Source organism: Paenibacillus sp. FSL H8-0548 (assembly GCF_038630985.1).
GTDB lineage: Bacteria > Bacillota > Bacilli > Paenibacillales > Paenibacillaceae > Pristimantibacillus.
Genome location: NZ_CP152049.1, coordinates 2,177,459 through 2,198,273, shown reverse-complemented (window position 1 = coordinate 2,198,273; position 20,815 = coordinate 2,177,459). Strand labels below are relative to the sequence as shown.

18 protein-coding genes are annotated in these 20,815 nt (G+C 46.1%); 2 read left to right on the top strand and 16 right to left on the bottom strand.

Going from position 1 to position 20,815, the window contains the following annotated elements:
* Positions 1–536 precede the first annotated feature (536 nt).
* Positions 537–1,940 (bottom strand): polysaccharide deacetylase family protein, encoded by a 1,404-nt coding sequence (locus tag MHI37_RS09295; RefSeq protein WP_076337417.1) that lies wholly within the window; start codon positions 1,938–1,940, stop codon positions 537–539.
* 165 nt (positions 1,941–2,105) lie between these two features.
* Here MHI37_RS09295 and MHI37_RS09290 point away from each other — a divergent pair, with 165 nt between their 5' ends.
* Complete coding sequence (locus tag MHI37_RS09290; RefSeq protein WP_076337416.1) at positions 2,106–3,278, top strand: AI-2E family transporter; 1,173 nt, start codon at positions 2,106–2,108, stop codon at positions 3,276–3,278.
* A 78-nt stretch (positions 3,279–3,356) separates the two neighbouring features.
* Here the strand turns inward: MHI37_RS09290 and MHI37_RS09285 are convergent, their stop codons facing one another.
* The 15 genes from MHI37_RS09285 to MHI37_RS09215 all read right to left on the bottom strand — a co-directional run bounded on the left by MHI37_RS09285 (position 3,357) and on the right by MHI37_RS09215 (position 19,467).
* On the bottom strand, positions 3,357–5,258 hold the full coding sequence (locus tag MHI37_RS09285) for a penicillin-binding transpeptidase domain-containing protein (protein WP_076337415.1): 1,902 nt from the start codon (positions 5,256–5,258) through the stop codon (positions 3,357–3,359).
* 221 nt (positions 5,259–5,479) lie between these two features.
* Entirely contained in the window at positions 5,480–7,693 is a 2,214-nt protein-coding gene (locus tag MHI37_RS09280) for a methyl-accepting chemotaxis protein (protein WP_083676311.1), read from the bottom strand.
* Between the two features lie 197 nt (positions 7,694–7,890).
* Complete coding sequence (locus tag MHI37_RS09275; RefSeq protein ID WP_076337414.1) at positions 7,891–9,156, bottom strand: U32 family peptidase; 1,266 nt, start codon at positions 9,154–9,156, stop codon at positions 7,891–7,893.
* A 13-nt stretch (positions 9,157–9,169) separates the two neighbouring features.
* Positions 9,170–10,102, bottom strand: coding sequence for a peptidase U32 family protein (locus tag MHI37_RS09270; protein ID WP_076337413.1), 933 nt, complete (start codon positions 10,100–10,102; stop codon positions 9,170–9,172).
* A gap of 53 nt (positions 10,103–10,155) precedes the next feature.
* Complete coding sequence (gene mltG / locus MHI37_RS09265) at positions 10,156–11,271, bottom strand: endolytic transglycosylase MltG (RefSeq protein WP_083676310.1); 1,116 nt, start codon at positions 11,269–11,271, stop codon at positions 10,156–10,158.
* 154 nt (positions 11,272–11,425) lie between these two features.
* Entirely contained in the window at positions 11,426–11,737 is a 312-nt protein-coding gene (locus tag MHI37_RS09260; protein ID WP_076337412.1) for a DUF1292 domain-containing protein, read from the bottom strand.
* Positions 11,737–12,033 carry a DUF1292 domain-containing protein gene (locus MHI37_RS09255; protein WP_076337411.1) on the bottom strand — a complete coding sequence of 99 codons (297 nt, stop codon included), beginning with the start codon at positions 12,031–12,033 and terminating at the stop codon, positions 11,737–11,739. Before MHI37_RS09255 ends, MHI37_RS09260 begins: the two co-directional genes overlap by 1 nt.
* An 8-nt stretch (positions 12,034–12,041) precedes the next feature.
* Complete coding sequence (ruvX, locus tag MHI37_RS09250) at positions 12,042–12,458, bottom strand: Holliday junction resolvase RuvX (protein WP_076337410.1); 417 nt, start codon at positions 12,456–12,458, stop codon at positions 12,042–12,044.
* Positions 12,459–12,579: 121 nt separating this feature from the next.
* Positions 12,580–12,846 (bottom strand): IreB family regulatory phosphoprotein, encoded by a 267-nt coding sequence (locus MHI37_RS09245; protein WP_076337441.1) that lies wholly within the window; start codon positions 12,844–12,846, stop codon positions 12,580–12,582.
* A gap of 50 nt (positions 12,847–12,896) precedes the next feature.
* Positions 12,897–15,530 (bottom strand): alanine--tRNA ligase, encoded by a 2,634-nt coding sequence (alaS, locus tag MHI37_RS09240; RefSeq protein WP_076337409.1) that lies wholly within the window; start codon positions 15,528–15,530, stop codon positions 12,897–12,899.
* A 357-nt stretch (positions 15,531–15,887) separates the two neighbouring features.
* Positions 15,888–16,958 (bottom strand): AI-2E family transporter, encoded by a 1,071-nt coding sequence (locus tag MHI37_RS09235; protein WP_076337408.1) that lies wholly within the window; start codon positions 16,956–16,958, stop codon positions 15,888–15,890.
* 156 nt (positions 16,959–17,114) lie between these two features.
* Positions 17,115–17,312 (bottom strand): hypothetical protein, encoded by a 198-nt coding sequence (locus MHI37_RS09230; protein ID WP_076337407.1) that lies wholly within the window; start codon positions 17,310–17,312, stop codon positions 17,115–17,117.
* Positions 17,313–17,325: 13 nt separating this feature from the next.
* Complete coding sequence (locus tag MHI37_RS09225; protein WP_083676309.1) at positions 17,326–17,862, bottom strand: PRC-barrel domain-containing protein; 537 nt, start codon at positions 17,860–17,862, stop codon at positions 17,326–17,328.
* A gap of 17 nt (positions 17,863–17,879) precedes the next feature.
* The gene (locus MHI37_RS09220; protein WP_076337406.1) at positions 17,880–19,034 is read right to left on the bottom strand and encodes a cysteine desulfurase family protein; all 1,155 of its coding nucleotides are present in this window, start codon (positions 19,032–19,034) and stop codon (positions 17,880–17,882) included.
* A 13-nt stretch (positions 19,035–19,047) separates the two neighbouring features.
* Complete coding sequence (locus tag MHI37_RS09215) at positions 19,048–19,467, bottom strand: Rrf2 family transcriptional regulator (protein ID WP_076337405.1); 420 nt, start codon at positions 19,465–19,467, stop codon at positions 19,048–19,050.
* A gap of 203 nt (positions 19,468–19,670) precedes the next feature.
* On the opposite strand from MHI37_RS09215, the gene mnmA reads away from it, so the two are divergent.
* On the top strand, positions 19,671–20,804 hold the full coding sequence (mnmA, locus tag MHI37_RS09210; protein ID WP_076337404.1) for a tRNA 2-thiouridine(34) synthase MnmA: 1,134 nt from the start codon (positions 19,671–19,673) through the stop codon (positions 20,802–20,804).
* The last annotated feature ends 11 nt before the right edge of the window (positions 20,805–20,815 follow it).

Sequence of the window (20,815 nt, the reverse complement as noted above, 5' to 3'; positions counted from 1 at the left end):
GAGCTTCTGGGCATAATCAAAATAAAGACTCACTTGAGATGATGGGGGCGGGGCGGGGCGGGGCGGGGCTTGCGAAATCGGGAGGCTACGCTGCACTTTGTACAACAGATTGGCGACTGCTCACCTTAAACTCCACGTACATTGCACTTTTTACAATGGATTACCTGTTTTAAGCACAGAATCGTTCATTTTACACTCATTCTGCTGCATTATTACACTGTAGCTGATCAAATCTGCTCCCATGTGAGGTTTCTATTGCACTAAGTACATCGTACGCCGCACCCTCCTCTCTCCATTCACATTAGAGCGATCACAGACAATATTAGTTGGATACATATACACGACGGCATTCATCAGACACGTGTGATTGACAATAGTATAGGAGACTCCTCTCCTGCTTGCACAAATAATTAAGCGGGTAAGTGCCAGGTTAATCTGTGAAATGCATGTCCATTTTTATCACTCATCGTAAAACAAAAAATAACAGCCGCTCAAGATCTAGCTCTGAGCCGCTGTTATTCTAACCATCACTTTTGTTAAATTGCTGTTGTTTTCGTCCCTAGTTGCGCAGCTTCGTCGGCTGCTGCGCTTAATGTACGTTCTACAGCTTCGCTTAGTCGATCTGCTCCCTCTTGTATATTGCTCATTTTCACCGTCGAATAGCTTCTAATCGTTTGAATCGGCATGAGCAGCATTCGAGGAGAAATCGTGTCTCTCTTTTTCTTGCCTTTTGTGCTATGTTTTGTGTTAGTCAGAACTTTAATGAGAATACGCAAATAGATACGTGTAGATTTGGCGAACAAGCCCTCAGGCAGCTTGAAAATTTCAAAGCCAAGCCGATCAGCGCCCCGATGTATCATCGTTACGCCATAGACCGCTTTAATATCTTTAGCCTCGCTGTCAGCCGCTAGTTGATTTGCAAGATGCGGAAGCGCCTGCTCGACCTCGCGGAGCATTCGAATTCCAGTCGCTACCGGCGATTTGGAGGTTGCTGCAATTGAGGATAATTTTTTGTTGTCAAAATGTAATTCTGCAACTTGATCGCCTTTTTCCACTCGTCCACCTGCTGCAAGCTCAACGTTTTCTCCATTGTACGTTGTAATGCGATAATGGAAAGCCGCATCAGTCGTATCGCCAACTGTTTTCAATCGGAACATAATGTGAAACACTCTCTCCCACTGCAGCCAAAGCGCTATGATCGCTTTCTTCCAGACCGAAGTATGGGCTGCTTGCGCTGCCTCGGTTAGCTTCATCATTTCCACAATATCAACAAACCGATAGCCGAGCTTAGTCCCTTCCTTCAAGTATGCCTCCAGCGCAATAAGCATATTTTGCGGAGCATCCTTGTCTGCACCAAATGTCATGCCGCAATCATGCAGGAGCATCACTTCGCCTGGTCTAAGCTTCTTCAGCATTCGCTTCCCAAGGCGCTTATGACCCAGCCTAATTCGCCAATCACCAAACATCGCAGACCATAAAATAATTTGCAAATGGCCCAGGTTCGCATAATCGAACACGTTTACGATACCCCAGGGCGGTCGATAATAAGTTGAACGTATGCCCGTTGCATTCTCAATGACGTCATTTGTTCGTTCAATTTGGCGTTTAACCGTCCGAGGCCTCATCAGCCAATTCGATTTATGAACGTAATTATGAACGCCTAAAACATGTCCCTCATCCTTCATACGGCGCAGCAGCTCTTCCTGTCCCTCAGCATGCGAGCCTACGATAAAAAACGTTGCCTTCGCATTATAACGAGCAAGAAGATCGAGAAGCTGCGGTGTATAAACCGGATCAGGTCCGTCATCGAATGTAAGCGAAATTTCTTTTTCAACTCTGCCTTTCTTAAACACACGGAAGCCAAATGTCCGACTAATGAGTCCAGGAAGAAACGCATAGAAGGATGCAACGTATAATCCCCATAAGAACAAATTTTCCATTTTGTTTTCCCCACCGTTATATGATTTAATCGACGAATGAATAGCGGTACAAAACAACAACAGTAACTTTAATTGTAGCATAACGCAATAAAAAATAGGCATCTTTTTAGAAACTATAGTACAATCTTATTGGAAATACGATTATGGAAAAAGAAGGAGTACCCTATGCTGCCCTTTTATAGAAAATATTGGAGAACCGCCTTTGACATCGCTCTCATCGCACTCACTGTCTATTTAATTATGTATTCCTTCAGCTATTTGTACCGCATTGCAACACCTATATTTTTTTCTTTTGTTATTTTCTTATGTATCGAGCCTCTGGCTAGACGACTGAACAAGCTGGGAATGAAAAAATCAATCGCCTCCGGCATTTCCGTTCTTCTCTTTACACTGGTCATACTCGCCGCCTTCTCAGGCGCTGCTTATTTAATAACGAAGCAAGGCAATGAGCTGATTAGCAATTTCCCTAAATATCAAAAAATACTCGCCATCCAAATAGCGAATATTACGGAGGAGATACAGCTAAGGTTCGGAACAACCGCTGCTGACCTCGATTTAGTTCAGCGCTCCAAGGAGCTCATTGAGGGTGCTACTGCTACGTTTGCTAAATTCGGACAAAATCTGCTTAGCAATATCGTTGGTTACGTCTCCTCCTTCTCGACCTTCATTTTCAACTTTGTTGTAGGTATTATATTAGCTTATTTCTTAAGCATCGAGATTACGACTTGGAAGAAGACGGCAGAGGATAAAACGCCAAACACATTTAAAAACGCTTTTTTCTTCCTGCGCAACAACGTCTTCAAAGGCATTGCACTTTATATTAAAGCACAGGCGAAAATGATCAGCATCACCTTCATCGTCATACTCATCGCGCTTTTGCTGCTTAGAGTAGAAAATGCTTTTGTCATCGCTGTTGTTTCCGCTATTTTTGATATTTTGCCGCTGTTAGGCGTCGGTACGATCTTCATTCCTTGGATCATTTACTTGATTATTGTAGGCAAGGTTACGCTTGCGATTTGGCTCTCTGTACTGTTTTTAGCAGTCGTGCTGACACGCCAAATTCTCGAACCAAAGATAACAGGCGACTCCCTTGGCGTGTCCGCCTTCACGATGCTTGCTTTCATGATTGTGTCGTTATCCGTATTCGGCATATCTGGTGTCATTTTAGCGCCAATTCTCATGATTCTGCTTAAATCGCTTTATGATCAAGGCTACTTTCACCGCTGGATTCACGCTCCAATTGGGGAGTTCGACAATCCGCCAAATGAGAGCGATACAAGCAATCTAACCACACCAGTGGACCCGGACGCTGACGAGGAAGAAGATACGAGAATTTAGAGATAAGCAGAAAGCAGACCATGCGGCTAATCGCATGGTCTTTTTCTTGCAGCTCAGCTACAAGGAGAGGACAGCAAATCAGCTGTCCTCTCCTTTACTTCTTGCGCGGGCGGCAATATCCATGACGCCCCGGAATAGCTTAGTCGCCTGGTTGTTACTTCCAGGCGGCTTATTTTCCACAAGCACAGCAATAGCGTAGCGCGGCTTGCTGACCGGGCCGTAGCCCGCAAACCACTGGTGGTTGCGGGCGATTCCGGCCCGAGTCGTCACGGCGGTGCCGGATTTCCCGGCCACCGCCCACAGCCCTTGGCGGATCGATCGACCCGTACCATGGTCGACGACCGCCTCCATTCCGCGCAGCAGCGCATAAGCAGTGGCCGGATGAATCCGGCCGCTTGTTTCCTGCGCCCGCTGCGCGGGGAGCTTCACCATCCGCTGGCCGTTGGCATAGCGGATTTCACTGATGAGGCGCGGCTCCATTACGCGCCCCTCATTTAGCAGCGTTACAATCAAATTCGCCGCTTGAAGCGGCGACATTCTCACATCACGCTGCCCGATCCCGCTCTGCGCGAGCACGCCTCCATCTACCGCAGCCAGCATCGCCGCTCGTACGCGAGCCTTACGAGCGGCCTCCAGCTTCCCTAAGTTGTACTCGTCTTCTCCGTAGCTTCTCGCTGGCGCGAACAGCTGCCCCGCTTCCTCTTCCTCTAGCAGGCGAAGCGGATCACTGAATGGCCCAAAGGGCTTATCACGATGCCAGCCTGCCTGCTTGCCTACACCTAGCGCTTCTGCAGTCCTCTGCAGCTCCGCTGCCTCCAGCCGCTCCGCAATCGCCGCAAAAACGATATTGCAGGATTGCGCCAAGCCCTCCTGCAGCGTCAGATGGCCATGACCGCCTTCCTTCCAGCAGGACAAGCCATATTTGCCGTATTCTCCGTTGCAAAAAAAGGTTTCGTTCCGCTTGATCACTCCTGCCTCCAATGCAGCCGCCTCGGTCACAAGCTTGAACACCGAGCCTGGCGCTACAGCCTTTAACGCATGATTTGACCATTCCGAGCCGTCTCCAGTCAGGAATTGTCCAGGCTTAAGCTTTGGCCGCGACACCATTGCAATAATATCCGCGTTGCTCGCATCCAGCACAACAACTGCGCCCTCCTGCAAGCCTTGAGCGTCCACATAGCTTTCAATCTCATTTTGCAGCTGCAAATCAATCGTTGTCATGGTCTTAAGCGGATAATAACGGCTATCAGGCTGCGTAATGCGTATATCCAGTCCATGCATAGGCGCATTTTTCCCATCAATAAAGTAAGAAGCAGAGGTTGCCCCATTCCCGTGCAGCAGCTTATCAAGCGACTTCTCCAAACCCGAGCCTCCAACCTGCTCAGTCAGCCTTCTCTTTCCAGAGGCAAGCTCCTCTGTATACTTCTGCTGCAGCCATTCTGGATGCTGACTAGTAAAGCCAATCAGATGCTTCGCGTCAAAGGCCGCCAAATATCGATTGCGGTAAGGAAGTACACGAATCCCATTGAGATCAAGCTCATTAATTGCACTCGCTTCTGCGGCTGTAAGCCGCAGAGGCTGTTGCTCGCCCTCTGCCTTCCAAAATAACGGCTCCCGCAAAGCATCCCATCTAAGCAGCAGCTGTTTCTCTGTAATCCCTAAAATGGTGCTTAGCGCTGCCAAATCCTTAGTTTCCCCTCTCAGAGATGGCGGTATGGGAAATAAAGCGACAGCTGAGTAGGTTTCTCCTGTAATTGCCATTCCATATCGATCGTAGAAATCACCGCGCCCCGTATCCAACACCAAATTTCGCTGGCGCTGCATGACCGACAATCTATGCCAGCCTCCACGGCTATTGTTCGCTGATAGCACAGCCGCTGTTGAGCTGATAGGCATAAGCTGGAGCCATGCGAGACGAGCGATATACATTAGCATTATTATCGTAATGATCCATGCAGACAGCCATATTCGTTTAAACATGTTTGCTCACCATGAGAACGAGGCTCCTTTTTATTCGTGCAGCTATAGTCTGATTCACACTAACTAGCGCTGGACTTGTCATACGCTTATTATTCCTTTAACGCATTCCCTTCAAACCCCGCTCCAATACTTCAAAAAACAAAAAAAAAGAGCCATTCAGCAATCATTGCCTGAACAGCTCTTCCTCAATCTATCTATTTTATTCGTTCAAACTCTTTTGATTAATTAATTTTAAATTTCGACAGCGATTCTTTCAGCTCGCGAGATACCGTATCCAGCTTCTCGGAGAGTCGTACCATGCCGTCACTAATACTAAGCTGCTCTGAGCTAAGTGATGCAACTTCCTCGGAAGTAGCGGACGACTCCTCGGCAACTGCGCTGACGTTCGTCATCGCATCGGACAATACCGCTTGTGATTGATCCAACTGTCCAATCGAATCTGTAACTAAGTCCAGTCTTTGCACGAGCTCGCCCATTTGCCCCGATACAGTCAAGAAAATTTGATTCGCTTCTTTAACCGAACCGATTTGCTCTTTGAATAACGGATAAGCATCCGACAGTACATGAACAGTCTCGTCGATCTCGCCTCTGATTTTTTCAGTAATTTGTCCAACAACATCAATGGACTGACGGGATTGATCTGCAAGCTTGCGAATTTCATCTGCAACAACCATGAACCCTTTTCCCGCAGCTCCTGCACGCGCAGCCTCAATCGTCGCATTTAATGATAAAATATTCGTTTGCTTCGTCAAACTATTAAGCACATCCAAAATTTTAACGATCGAGCCCGTGCTCACCTTCAGTTCGTCAACCTTCTCGACCATGGAGCGCGTCATTTCCTCCGTCATGCCGGTCTTCTCGATAAGTACGCCCATATAAGCAGTACCTTGCTCACTCGCTTTCTCAACCTCTTGCGCAGAGCGGACCATTTGCTCATTCGCATCAATTACTTTTTTCATCTGAACGTCAATATGACCGGTCAAATCTGTACCTCTCTCCGCTTCAACTGCTAAGCTTGTAGCTCCTCCTGCTATTTCTTCCGTCGCGACAGCTATTTCCTTTGCGGATATAGCTGTTTTTCTGGAAGCATCGCTAAGCTCTGTTGCTGTTATGAGAACATCTTCAGCTGAGCGGGTAGTCTGAACCGCCAATGATTGAATTTGCGTCATCATAAGGTTGAAGCTTTCGCTAAGCTCACCGATCTCATCCTGACGTTTCTTCATGACGGAGCGCACTGTTAGATTGCCGCTTGCCCCCTCCGTCATCAAATTGCGAAGCTTCACTAAAGGCTGTGCTATGGTCATAATAACGATGAAACCAATCCCAACCGCCATAATAGCAGCTATCAATGCCGTAATCCAGGTTAAATTTTGAATCGACTTCGCATCTTTAACCAGCTCTTTAACGGGCACCGTTCCTACGAGTTTCCAATCCATAGTCGAAAAGGTTTGATAGGTTGCGAGCACGTCCTCAGCCTTATCTGTCTTCATCTTCACAGAGCCTTGCTGAGCATTGTTGCCTTCTTGCGGAAGACTCAGATTAACGGGCTTGCCAATGAGATCCGGATTAGGGTTGGTAATATAAAGACCATTATTGTCCACCATCGCTAGCTCGCTGCCTTCGCCAAGTACGACATCGTCATACCGATCAGCGAAAGAATCTACCCCCATCTCCATAAGCAATACATAAGATGCCTGACTTGTTGCTGAATCCTTAATAAGACGACTTAGTCCAAGCGTAACTACGCCAGATGACTTAGAAAATCCATCGGACTGAGGGGGAATCCAATTGGTTTTCCCTTCTTTTGCTACCGTCTCTTTAAACCACTCTGATTCCATTAGTTTCTCAGCACCGGCATTGGATGCCGATCCCGTTGCTAGGGGCTCCAGCTTCGGATTCAACGGCAATAGCATCAAGGAAACGATCGTGTTGTTGCCCATAATATAATTTTGCATTTTGTCATTTAAGCTTCGTGAGGCTTCAAACCTAGTGTAATCGTCCTGAGCTTCAATCATCGTGCGAACATAGGTATGAAAGTCCTTATCGATAATAATTTGCAGCGAAAGATCCTCATAGGTCTTATAAATAACATCCAAATTACTCGCTACCTGCTTGATCGTTTCAAAGCTAGCGTCAGATACTTTGCTTTCAATAATGGACTTGGATTTCGAATAAGCCATAAGACCTACGGTTAATACACAGGCTAAAATACTGAAAAAAATGATTAAAAATAGCTTCATGCCAACAGATCGAATCGGATTAGACAACTTGGCACCCTTCACACTTACCGTCGCTGCCTTTGCTGCTTGAGAAACCGCCTTCATTCCTGATTGCGCTTTCAAGCTTAAATCCGATTTTTCCTTGCTCGAGCTCCCCTGCTCGTTTTGTTGCTTTTGCACCGAATTGTTAATTTTTTGCTCTTCTCGATTTTTCATTAGGAAAGACACCGCCTTCAATATTGTAAGTCAAAATAGGTTCATAAGCTGCTAGCGAATCTTGCCGAAATATGTATTTACATTCTATTATTTTATATCGACATAACATTGTCAATCCATAAGCAATAAAATAAAAAAAGAGCCTTATTTTATTTTAAAAATAAGGCTCAAGTCGCACTTTGTTTTCATTTTCTATTTTATTGTTTTTTACCTATTTTCTTCCTCATCATATCCATCGGCTTGACAGGCTTTAGCGTACGGATGCGAATATGCTGAAGCGGATGACGTGCAGTATCCAGAGATACACCGTCGATATCCGTTATTTCAGTTATCGTTTGTTTGAAGAATGTACCCTGAGGACCTACAAACTCAATCTCCTGTCCCAGTTTAAAATGATTCCGCTGCTGAACGGTAGCAAAGCCAGATTTGGCATCGTATGCAAGCACTATTCCAGCAAAATCATAAGGCGCCGACTTCTCCTCCGGCTCATAAATATGATCCTCTGCGCCAGGAGTATCAAGGAAAAACCCTGTATTCAGCGGTCGATTAGCAGCCTTGTTAATCTCCTCCACCCATTCACGCTTCAACTCAAAATGCTCAGGGTCAGCAAAATAAGCATCAATGGCTTGTCGATACACATTAACGACTGTAGCTACATAATGAATACTCTTCATTCTGCCTTCGATCTTAAAGCTGTCTACCCCAACCTCAATAAGCTCAGGTAAATATTCAATCATGCACAAGTCTTTAGAGCCCATCGTAAATTTATCTTCATCCTCTGGATACATTGGCATATCATCAACAAACAGATCATATTTCCAGCGGCAGGACTGCGAACAGCCTCCGCGATTTGAGTCCCGATCGGTAAAATGATTAGACAGCACACAACGCCCAGAAAAGGACGAGCACATAGCACCATGAATGAATGCCTCGATCTCAATATCGACATGCTTCTTTATTTCAGCAATATCTTTAAAGCTCGTTTCACGGGCTAGCACAACGCGCGGCAGCCCTTCTTCCTTCCAAAACTCCACTGCCTGCCAATTGAGTGTCGATTGCTGGGTGCTTAGATGTACTTCAAGCTTTGGAGCAACGCGCTGTGCGGTCTCGATAATAGCAGGATCAGCCGCAATAATCGCAGCTATGCCGGCCTCTTCTAGTGCACGAAGATATTCCTCAATACCTTCTATATCCTCGTTATGCGCATAAATATTCGTGGCTACAAATACCTTGGCACCGTAACGATTAGCAAATTCAACGCCTTCCTTCATTTCTTCAAAGCTGAAATTATCCGCATTTGAGCGCAGACCATACTTTTGTCCACCAATATAAACCGCATCTGCTCCATAATGGATAGCAAATTTCAGCTTCTCCAAATTCCCAGCCGGGGCGAGCAGCTCGGGCTTATCGAGACGATTCCGTTTGCCCTGATAACGAGGAGTCGTTTTTTCTGTTGTCGTCATGTCTGTGCACCTCCTAATAGACTTGCTCTTTATAAAAGAATCCAAAACTTAGCTCGCGATCCGGATTCTGAACGTCCCGAATAGCATCCAGCCATTCCTCTTGAAAGGAGTAACCGGACGGATCTGCGATATAGGCGTCAATCACATGCCGATAAGCCCGAACGACAATTTCGTTATACTCGATAGATTTCATAATTCCTTCAATCTTCAGGCTGGTAATGCCAGCTTCCATAAGCTCATGCAGGTTCTCGAGCATGCAAATATCATCCGAGCTCATAATATGAGTGCCGTTATCATCCTCGAAGATTGGATAACGCTCATCCTGCCGCTCCGCTTCCATAACATATAAGCCGCGGTCCTTATCTTTACGAGGCAATCGGTCGGTATCTACTTGATGCACTAAATAACTATCCACGAGTGAGCGCTTAGAGTGATAAATATTCGTCATGCCATGTACTTGTACCTGAGTTTCAAGGTCTGTGCTGGATGCGGTCTCTACAACCTGCTCCATGTTCAGCTCACGAGCAAGGACATATCGGCCAGCACCTCTGCGTCCCCAATAATTCGCCGTAACATAATTGGTCGACGTCATTTCCGCATTCCAATGCAAGGCGATTCCAGGCGCATGCTTTCTCGCAGCCATAAGAACTGCGGGATCACCAAAAATAATAGCATCTACGCCTGCCTCAGCAAGGAAAGCAACGTAATCATTTAATGTTTCTACCGCTTCATTATCCATAAGATTATTAAGAGAAACATAAATTCGACTACCTTTAGGCTTTGCTATGCTCACCGCCTGAGCAATCAAATCCTTACTGAATTCGCCTGCCAATCGCATCCCGTAACGTGCCTCGCCGATGACAAAGGCGTCTGCGCCAGCAGCAATTAATCTTTCAAGCTCCTCTAGCGATGAGGCTGTAGCTAACAATTCCGGCTTGTGAGCCATGCTTAAATCCTCCTTAGCTGAATAGAACCAAACTAGTTAAACACTAAGCTAGTCTACCCTGCTGTCTGGTTGCTTTTCTCGATGTTTCTTAAATGCTCTTTATACGTTTTTGCGAACAAATGCGACTGGCTTCCGTCTTTCTTCGTCACATAAAATAAATAATCGGATTTCTCCGGATACAAAGCAGCCTCTATCGAATCAAAACTAGGGCTTGCGATAGGTCCAGGGGGTAAACCGTCCACTTTATAGGTGTTATATGGACTCTCTACTAACAAATCCTTCTCATAGAGCCGTTCCTTAGGCTTATCAAGTGAATATTGAACAGTTGCATCGATTTGAAGCATCATCCCATCAGCAAGCCTATTATAGATAATACCTGCTACAAGCGCTCTCTCCTCGTCTACAACAACCTCGCGTTCAACCAATGAAGCGATCGTTAACAGCTCATGGAAAGATATTTTCCTCTCATCGAGCACATCCATCCAGCCCTCTGGAAGCGAAGCGAGCTTTCGATCAAGCTCGGAAGCCATCCGTTTTATAATATCTTCCTCGGTGCTTTCCTTTTTCATTTCATACGTCTCGGGGAAGAGATAGCCCTCCAGCCGTTGATGAAGCTTATCGCTCTCCGGTATAGAGCGTACAGCCTCCACATCGCCCCAGTTTGTTTGTGATGCTACCAGACTAATAAACGTTTCTTTATTAATCAGATTCTCTGCTGCGAGCTTATCAGCCATTTGCAAAACAGTAAATCCTTCCGGTATTGTGAAGCGAATCGTTTCAGCTGCTACCGTATCCCCGGCATTCAGCTTTGCAATGATCGCATCTTTATCCATTCCTGGGCTAAGCTCATATATTCCCGCTTGAAAGCGAGTTCCCTGATCATTCAGCTTCAAATAATATTTAAATATAAACGAGTTCTTAATGAGTCCTTGTTGTTCAAGCAAATCTGCAACCTCGTTAGCTGAAGAGCCTTTAGGGATATCAATTTTTTGCACTTCTCCTGCGGCAGTAGGCTTCAAGCTGCTCCATACGTAAAAGGCTGCGCTTCCTGCTCCAATAATGATGATGCCAAGCAAGCTTAAAATGACCCATAATGTAATGCGGCTTCGCTTCGGACCGGATTCTGAATATCGGTCCTGCTGCTCAGGCTGCTGAGATAACTTGTCCAACCTTAGACCCCCTCTTTCTAAACCATAATGTGAGTTTTATCGATTTGCGCAAAATATAGGCTGAATATAAGGGGAATTAACTTATATTCAGCCTATATTTGAACAAAAGAGCGGCTCAACACCGCTCTCTCGTCATACTTCTATTATTGTTCATCTAAGGACGCTCATCGGTTGCAAATAACAAATCGTCATAAGCCTCCGAGGCAGCTTCCCACTCTTCGTCGTCTTCGATGTTTTCGAGCTGCGGCTCCCCGCCTGCTTGAATTACGCGAAACAGCTCTACATCTTCTTCGCCGCGCATCGGATCGGATTGAAGAGCTGCATAGATACGGTCACCAAGCTGAAACTCAGCTTTGATATCATATACTTCTATGCTTCCATCTTCCGCTTCCAACTCGATTTCATTACCGAAAGCCTCTCTCAGGCTGTTCAGTTTTTTTGGTGCCTCATGCTCTGTACCTGACATTAATTTTCTTCCTCCAACTCGCCAAGGAGCGTATTAAACGTTTCCTCAACCATGTTCCATTCCTCTTCGTCTTCAATCGTATAAAGCTTAAGATCGTCGCCTTCTTCTTCATAACGGAAAGCGTACACTTCATCTTCCTCGTCATTTTCACCATTGACAGGCACAACCATCATATATTTCTCATCGGAACCATCAACTTCAAATTTCATGATGACTTCGAATTCCTCTTCATTGCCTTCTTCATCCGGGATATAAATAATTTCCGGCTCTTCGAATTCCATTTCTTCTCTTGTCATGTTTACCCTCACCTTTTCGCTATAGAATCGAGATAATTTTGCAAAATAAGCGTTGCCGCCATTTTGTCTATTACGAGCTTTCGCTTCTTCCGGCTGACGTCCGCTTCAATGAGCGTTCGTTCGGCAGCTACCGTTGTCAGCCTTTCATCCCAAAGGTGTACAGGTATGTTTAATTTCTGTTTGAGCTGCTCTGCAAATTCAATACTAATCTCTCCGCGTGGACCGATGGTACCGTTCATATTTTTCGGCAGACCTAATACGATTTCACTAACCTCATGCTCCTTAACCAAGTCGGCAATCCGGTCTAACTCACTTCCATCGCGTCTGCGTTCAATTACCCCGGTACCTTGTGCAGTCCAACGAAAAGCATCGCTGACCGCTACGCCAATCTTGCGGTCACCATAATCCAATCCCATCAATCTCATGTCTTGTCCGGCCCCTACCTCATTAGTTAAAATATAAGAATTTATAAGTTTATCTGCTTATAAAGTACTTATATTTCTCTGCGAAACGATAGCTAAGCCTCCTAAGGAGGGCTTTAGCCGTTCACGCTTGTTGTTTCTTATGGTTTAGATAAAACCGGACAAGCTCTTCAATTAATTCGTCTCGTTCCTTCTTGCGAATTAAACTTCTGGCGTTGTTATGCCGCGGAATATACGCGGGATCTCCGGACAGCAAATACCCAACGATCTGGTTAATTGGATTATATTCTTTCTCTAGAAGCGCTTCATGCACAGATAGCAGAATGTCTTGAGAAGATTCAACCCCCTCCGCCTTCACGTTAAATTTCATAGTATTGTCCATGGAACTCATCGCCAGCACCTCGCTTTCCAAACCGCTTTTCAGTGGGATATACATTTATATCATATCACATTTGTTTGACTAAGAACTAGTTCTTCCGCAAGTTTCAAAGCTTCGTCCAGCTTAGAAATGTCTTTTCCGCCTGCTTGAGCCATATCTGGGCGTCCGCCTCCGCTGCCGCCGCAATGAACTGCAGCTTCTTTTACGATTTTCCCAGCATGGAAGCCTTTCTTGATCAGGTCGGCAGAAACCGCTGCGGCGAGATTGACTTTGTCTTCCGATACTGCTCCAAGTACGATTACGCTGGACTCCAGCTTCAGCTTCAATTCATCCAAAATGCCGCGAAGCGCGTCCATGCTTGGTGCATTTACTTTTGCGCACAATACGGTAATGCCATTAACCGTTTTCGCATTTTGCTCCAATGAGCCCGCTTCAATATGGCTGAGTTTCGCTTGCAGCGATTCATTGCTCTGCGAGAGCTCCTTCACTTGGCCAAACAACGTTTCAATTCGTTTCGGCACATCGTTCGTATTCGATTTCAGCAAAGCTGCAGATTGCTTAAGCACATCCAGCTGGCTTTCCAAGAAGTTATACGCATGTTTGCCTGTAACGGCTTCAATTCTCCGCACTCCCGAACCAATTCCACTTTCGCTTAGCAGCTTGAATAGTCCGATTTGTGAAGTATTGCTTACGTGACAGCCGCCGCACAGCTCCAGGCTATAGCTTCCGACCTGAACGACACGCACCTCATCACCGTATTTCTCGCCGAACAACGCCATAGCGCCCATCGCTTTTGCTTCATTCAACGATTTAGTCTCAATATTAACAGCTGTACTTAGCCAAATCTGCTCGTTTACTTTACGCTCAATCATGACGAGCTCTTCAGCAGTAATACTGCCAAAATGCGAGAAGTCAAACCGCAGACGCTCCGCCTCTACTAATGAGCCTGCTTGGTTAACATGATCGCCAAGCACCTCTTTAAGTGCCTTATGAAGCAAGTGGGTTGCTGTATGGTTTTTGATGACATCATCGCGCACCGCTCTCGTTACGATTGCTTCAGCAGCCTCGCCTGCACGAACAGAACCAGCCGTAACAATCGCATGATGAACGCTTTGACCATGAGGAGCCTTCGTCACATCCTCAACTTGAAGCGTGAAGCCTTCGCCGCTGATTGTTCCCTCGTCACCGACTTGACCGCCGCTCTCTGCATAGAAAGGTGTACGATCCAAAATAACAGCTACCTTGCTGCCCATAGCAGCAGCATCAACCAAACTATCGTCATGAACGATTGCGATAATTTTTGATTTAGTTACCAAATCATTATAGCCAACAAATTCGCTTTTAATCGTAAACTCGCCAAGCGGTCCGCCTTGAACCTTCATACTGCCTGTATCTTGGCGAGCTGAACGAGCGCGGTCGCGCTGAGCTTCCATTGCAGCATCGAAGCCTTCACGATCTACAGTCATGCCATTCTCCGCCGCGAAGTCCTCCGTCAAGTCAAACGGGAAGCCATACGTATCGTACAAGCGGAATGCGTTATCGCCGTTAATTTCCTTGTTGCCTGCTTTAGCTGCAGCAGCAACGAGGTCAGACAGCATTGCCAGTCCATCGGACAAGGTTTCATGGAACCGTTCTTCCTCTGTGCGAATAACGCGCTCAATAAACTCGCGCTTAGCTACAACCTCAGGATAATAAACGCCCATTACCTCGCCAACAATTCCCGTCAACTGATGCAGAAACGGACGGTCGATTCCAATCGTCTTGCCGTAGCGTACTGCGCGGCGCAGCAAGCGGCGAATGATATAACCTCTTCCTTCGTTCGACGGCATTACTCCATCCCCTACTGCAAAAGCAACCGTACGAATATGGTCAGCAATAACCTTGAGAGCTACGTCATGCTCTTCGTTAGCTTTGTAGGTCACTTTAGCAATCTCGCAGGTACGGTCGATGATTGGACGGAACAAATCAGTATCAAAGTTGGAATCCACGTCCTGCAAAATCGATGCAAAACGTTCCAATCCAGCGCCTGTATCGATGTTTTTGATCGGAAGCGGCGTATAGCTGCCATCCTTGTTATGGTTGAACTGCGAGAATACGACGTTCCATACTTCTAGGAACCGTTCATTTTCGCCGCCTGGCCAGCATTCCGGGTCGGATAGATCGCCATACTTGTCGCCGCGGTCATAAAAAATTTCCGTACAAGGGCCACAAGGGCCTTCGCCGATATCCCAGAAGTTTTCCTCCAGCTTGTAGATGCGCTCTGCAGGAAGACCGATTTTTGTATTCCAGAAAGTGAAAGCTTCCTCATCCTCAGGATATACCGTAACGGACAAACGATTCGGATCAAAGCCGATCCATTGCGGCTCGGTCAGAAACTCCCATGCCCAAGTAATTGCTTCTTCCTTAAAATAGTCACCGATGGAGAAGTTCCCCAGCATCTCGAAAAAGGTATGGTGACGGCGTGTCTTCCCCACGTTCTCGATATCATTCGTGCGGATACATTTCTGCGAATTCGTAATCCGCGGATTTTCAGGCACGGTACGTCCGTCAAAATACGGCTTTAACGGTGCCATGCCGGCATTAATCCATAACAGCGATGGATCATTATGCGGTACGAGTGACGCGCTTGGTTCAATTTTATGACCTTTGCTTTCAAAAAAAGCAAGCCATTTTGCACGAATTTCACTAGCTTTCATTAGTAAGAGCCCCCTTTAAATGATAAAACACAAAAAACGCCCCTGTCATAGACAGGGACGAATAGATTCGCGGTACCACCCTGGTTATTGCACAGCTGCAAGCAGCAAGCGCAATCGCCTTCATTAGACAATAACGGGTCCAGCCGGTGAAGTTCATTCACACTCCGAAAATAGCTTTCAGCCACTCTTCGTCATAAAAGCTTTCTCAACCGACGCAGCGCGCCTCCTAAGAAGCGATTTGCGAAGAAGCTTTCTCTCTGGCTAACGGGCATTGGCTTACTTCATTTCGTCAACGTTTTATGATCCTATTGGTAATACTTGATTATTTTAAAATTATAGCTACACCCTCTCCGCCTGTCAAATAATCTTTCTTCTTACGTAATAAGCAAACATATGCTGAATAATAACCTTACAAGCAGCAAAAATGGGAACTGCCAAAATCATGCCGACAATGCCCGCGATCTCGCCCCCAACCAGCAAAGCGAATATGATGGACAAAGGATGGATATGAAGCGTTCGTCCAACCACCTGCGGAGAGATGACATTTCCCTCGAGAATTTGGCACAGCACATTGATGATGCCGACAAGAATGACCATTTTAATAGAAACGGTCGATGCCATCAGCAGTGCAGGCGCTGCTCCGAAGAAGGGGCCTAGATAAGGAATGACATTCGTAATAGCCACAATACCCGCTAGCAGCAAAGCGTATGGCATTCCAACAACTAAATAGCCGCAGTAAGCCAATACGCCTACGATGACACAAACTAAAAACTGACCGCGAATATAGCTGCCGAGAGCTGTATCAATATCCTTGAGCAGTCTTACCGTGTTTTTGCGATGCGATTTCGGCACGTAAGTAATGACCGTACGTTCAAACACATCAAAATCCTTTAAAATATAGAAGGCAAGAAACGGAATGATAAACGCAATGAACACTGCATTGACCATTGATCCGATATTGTTTACAAAGTCGAATAAGCTCTCTGACATTTTTTTCTCGATATGCACGAGTGACTTATTTAAACCGCCTCTTAGGCTCTCCGGTAAAAAGGACGTATTGTTAATGTCGGTCACAATATTTTGTGCGCGCATCGACAGCTCTGGAACATGCCTGTTCAGCTCCTGTACCTGATCGATGAACATCGGAATTAAATTGACAAGCAGTACCGTAATAACCGCGCAAAATACCGCATAAATAAGGAGCACAGCAATCGTTCTAGGCACCTTCCGATCATGCAGCATCGTAACGATCGGATTCAATACATAGGAGATAATCATAGCAATAACAAAAGGTGCAAGGACCGCTTTCAGAAAAATATATACATTTACAATTATCGGTTTAATAAGCAGCAGCAAATAGACGGCGAGCAAACCCAATATGAGATAGATCAGCCAAACAAACAGACGGTTCTTCGTAAAGCGCTCCACCGCCCTCACCCCCGCGCACTCTTTATTCTACTTGCCATTCATGCTGGACAAGCGGAACTAATTCAGTATATGTAAACAGGGTGAACTTCATCCATAAGCAGCAAAAAAAAGGACGGTCAAAGACCGTCCTTTAATATTCATGATTATTAATCTTAATTAGTTAACTTGAATTTGCGATATTTCCTCTTCGAAGAACAAATCATCAAGCGAGCTTAACGTACCGTCCTCTTCTACTTGGTAAACCGACATTTTGTCGCCGTTAACCGATAGTTCAATAAAGCAGCCCCAGCAATAAAATTGATGGGAACCAATCTTTCCGATATCTTTCGAATTACAATTCGGACATCTCATCATCTTTCATTTCTCCCTATTCTGTGAAATTGGAAGCTGCGACAGGCTCCAATTCCGCTTCACTGACAGCAGGAACAATAATCGCGTCTTCCCCGAGCAACACGTTTTCTGGATCACTCGGTGACTTCAACCATCTGCGTCCTTCCATCAGATCCGAAACAAAACCGTCCGTAAGCTCATAGCCTACTATTTGTGTTCCCTGTTTTGGATAAAAATAAACATCAGACACTCTGCCAAGTTGGACACCTTGTACAGTGATCACGGGTAAATCCTTTAATTTCACTACTCCTGTGTAAAAAGAGCGCAGCAATTGCTTCGACTTCATCCGAATAATCTCTGCTTCATTTGCTATAATAACGGTGTCCTCTCCGCAGGATAACACGGAAGACCACTCCACTATTTTTACAGTTGAAACAAACCACCTAGGGCAATCGAGTATTAAGCCCTTCAGTTCCCAATGCTCATTAAACCAAGCATCCTTAACGGTTCCTACAAGCTTGCCGGAATGGATGACGATAACGGGAAGCCCAATAAGCTGTTGAAGTTTAATCACGCTTAGCCGGAGTCCTCCTAGTAGTTATTACGAATACGCCTCACGATTGCTCCAACCTTCTGTGCGGCATCTTCTAATTCCTCTAAAGTATTCCCCAAACCGAAGCTAAATCTTACAGCGGAATGAATTTGCTCCTCCGGCAATTCCATCGCCCGAAGAACATGAGAACGCTCAAGAGCACCCGAGGTACAAGCTGAGCCGCTTGCAGCAGCAATACCTTCCATATCCAAATTCATCAGCATCGTCTCTGTGTCCACGCCGATAAAGCTGATATTTACAATATGAGGTAAATAATGATGCTCACTGCCGTTAATAACGATGGGGACTTCAACCTGCTCTCTGAGCAGCTCTATCCATCTTTTACGAAGCTTGTCCATAAAAGGTTGCTTATTTTTTCGCTCGTTCACACAAATGTCAACAGCAGCTGCAAAGCCAACGATGCCAGCAATATTTTCAGTTCCTGCGCGCCGCTTTCTCTCTTGAGATCCGCCATGCTGTATAGTATCGATAGGTGTTCCAGCCGCAATGTACAGCGCGCCAACCCCTTGCGGTCCATTAATTTTGTGGGCGGAGAAGCTCATTAAATCAACGGGGAGTTCATGAAGACGATAATCGACCCAGCTTAAGGCTTGTACAGCATCCACATGAAAAACTGCGCCGCTGGCCTTCGCTATTTTACCGATTTCTTCGATAGGCTGAAGAGTGCCAATCTCGTTGTTGCCATGCATGATGCTAATGAGTCCCGTCTCAGGCGTAATTGCCGCTTGTACGAGTTCTGGTGAGGTTTGTCCGGTAGAATCAATAGGGAGAATCGTTACGGTAAAGCCTTCTGACTTCGCCAGCCATTCACAGGTGTGAAGCACTGCGTGATGTTCGCCAGCTGACGTGATGATGTGGTTTTTACCGTGTTTTTTTTGTGCTCTGGCTGCACCGATCAATGCCGCATTGTCGCTTTCTGTGCCGCCAGAGGTAAATAATAGTTCCGTAGGTTTACAGCCAAGAGCTGTTGCTATAGAATCACGTGCGCGATTGAGCTGCTGTTTGGCCGATCTTCCGAATGCGTGCATGCTAGACGAATTGCCGCCAGGTCCTTGCATGACCTCAAGCATCGCTTTAGCGACGCTTGGATGCATAGGAGTAGTGGCGGCATGATCAAAATAATGATTTTTCATAGGTTAGCTTCCTTTAAATGTAGAACATATAGCTGTCAGGTTTGCCTTCATCTTCAAAATTGATCAGGTCCGCAAGCGTTGTCGAATCCAACACCTCTGCGATGCTGTCACGAATACGCAGCCACAGCTGACGTTTAGCCGGATCATCCTCTTCCGTAAAGTCTACAGGTGAGATTGGCCCTTCCAAAATCCGAATAATATCACCTGAAGTAATCGTTTCCGGGTCCTTGGACAAAATATAGCCACCATAAGCGCCTCGAACACTTTTTACTAATCCTGCATTTCGCAGCGGTGCTACTAATTGCTCCAAATAGTGCTCGGAAAGCTGATTTCGTTCAGCAATGCTCTTGAGCGAAGTCGGGCCTTCACCAAATTTAGCCGCAAGCTCCATCATAATCGTTAAGCCGTAACGGCCTTTCGTCGATATTTTCAAAGTGGCACCTCTTTTATTTGTTTTTATGGTCGTTTCTAATGGTGTCTAGTTACGAAAGCTTTATAAACCTCTGTATTCCCATTTCACTTATATGTTAACATATCACACTAGGCTCGTGTGTAAAAAGCTTTACATCTTCATGAAAAAGTTTTCTGCCTATGATACAATAAGAGTTGTTTGATTCGAGCAAGGTGGTGTTTACGATGGAAAAACCAAAAGCTTCGACAAGAGTTGTCGTCGGCATGTCAGGCGGCGTGGACTCCTCTGTTACTGCCCTGCTGCTGAAGCAGCAAGGTTATGACGTTGTCGGCATATTCATGAAAAACTGGGACGATACTGACGAATTTGGGCATTGTACTGCGGAAGAAGATTCAGAAGACGTTCGCCGCGTATGTGAGCAAATCGGTATCCCCTACTATACCGTTAATTTTGAACGGCAATATTTTGACAAGGTATTCACCTATTTTCTGGATGAATACAAGCGTGGACGCACGCCGAACCCGGATGTCATGTGCAATCGTGAAATTAAATTCGGTGACTTCCTGCAGCGTGCAATGGAGCTTGGAGCAGATTATTTGGCGACAGGACATTACGCTAGAGTTGAACGTTCCGAGGATGGCATGACGAAGCTGCTGCGGGGTGTGGATTCCAATAAGGATCAAACGTATTTCCTTAGCGCTCTGAGCCAGAAGCAGCTTGCGAAAGCGATGTTCCCTATCGGACATCTGCCGAAGCCCGAAGTGCGGCGTATTGCTGAGGAGGCTGGCCTTTATACAGCTAAGAAGAAGGATAGCACCGGTGTCTGCTTTATCGGCGAACGTAATTTCAAAACCTTCTTAAGCGGCTATTTGCCTGCTCAAGCAGGTGATATGATCGATGTTCAGACGGGCGAGAAGAAGGGCCAGCATGACGGCCTTATGTATTACACGCTTGGACAGCGCCAAGGACTTGGCATTGGCGGCTCAGGCTCAGGCGAGCCTTGGTTCGTAGCTGACAAGGACTTGGAGCGCAATATCCTCTATGTTGTACAAGGCGAGCAGCATCCAAGCCTTTACTCAGAGAGCCTAACTGCAAGCGGCATGAATTGGATGGTACCTGCAGGCGCTCACGATACGCTTCGCTGCACTGCGAAGTTCCGTTATCGTCAGCCCGATCAAGGCGTTAGTGTGACCGTCCTCGAGGATGGCAACGCTCATATCGTATTTGATAAGCCTCAGAAGGCCATTACTCCTGGACAAGCAGTCGTGCTTTACGACGGAGAGGTTTGTCTTGGCGGCGGTACGATTGAAACGGTTCGAAAGATTAAAGCAGCTTCCGCTTTAGCGAAGCAAGCATAACCAGCAAGCTT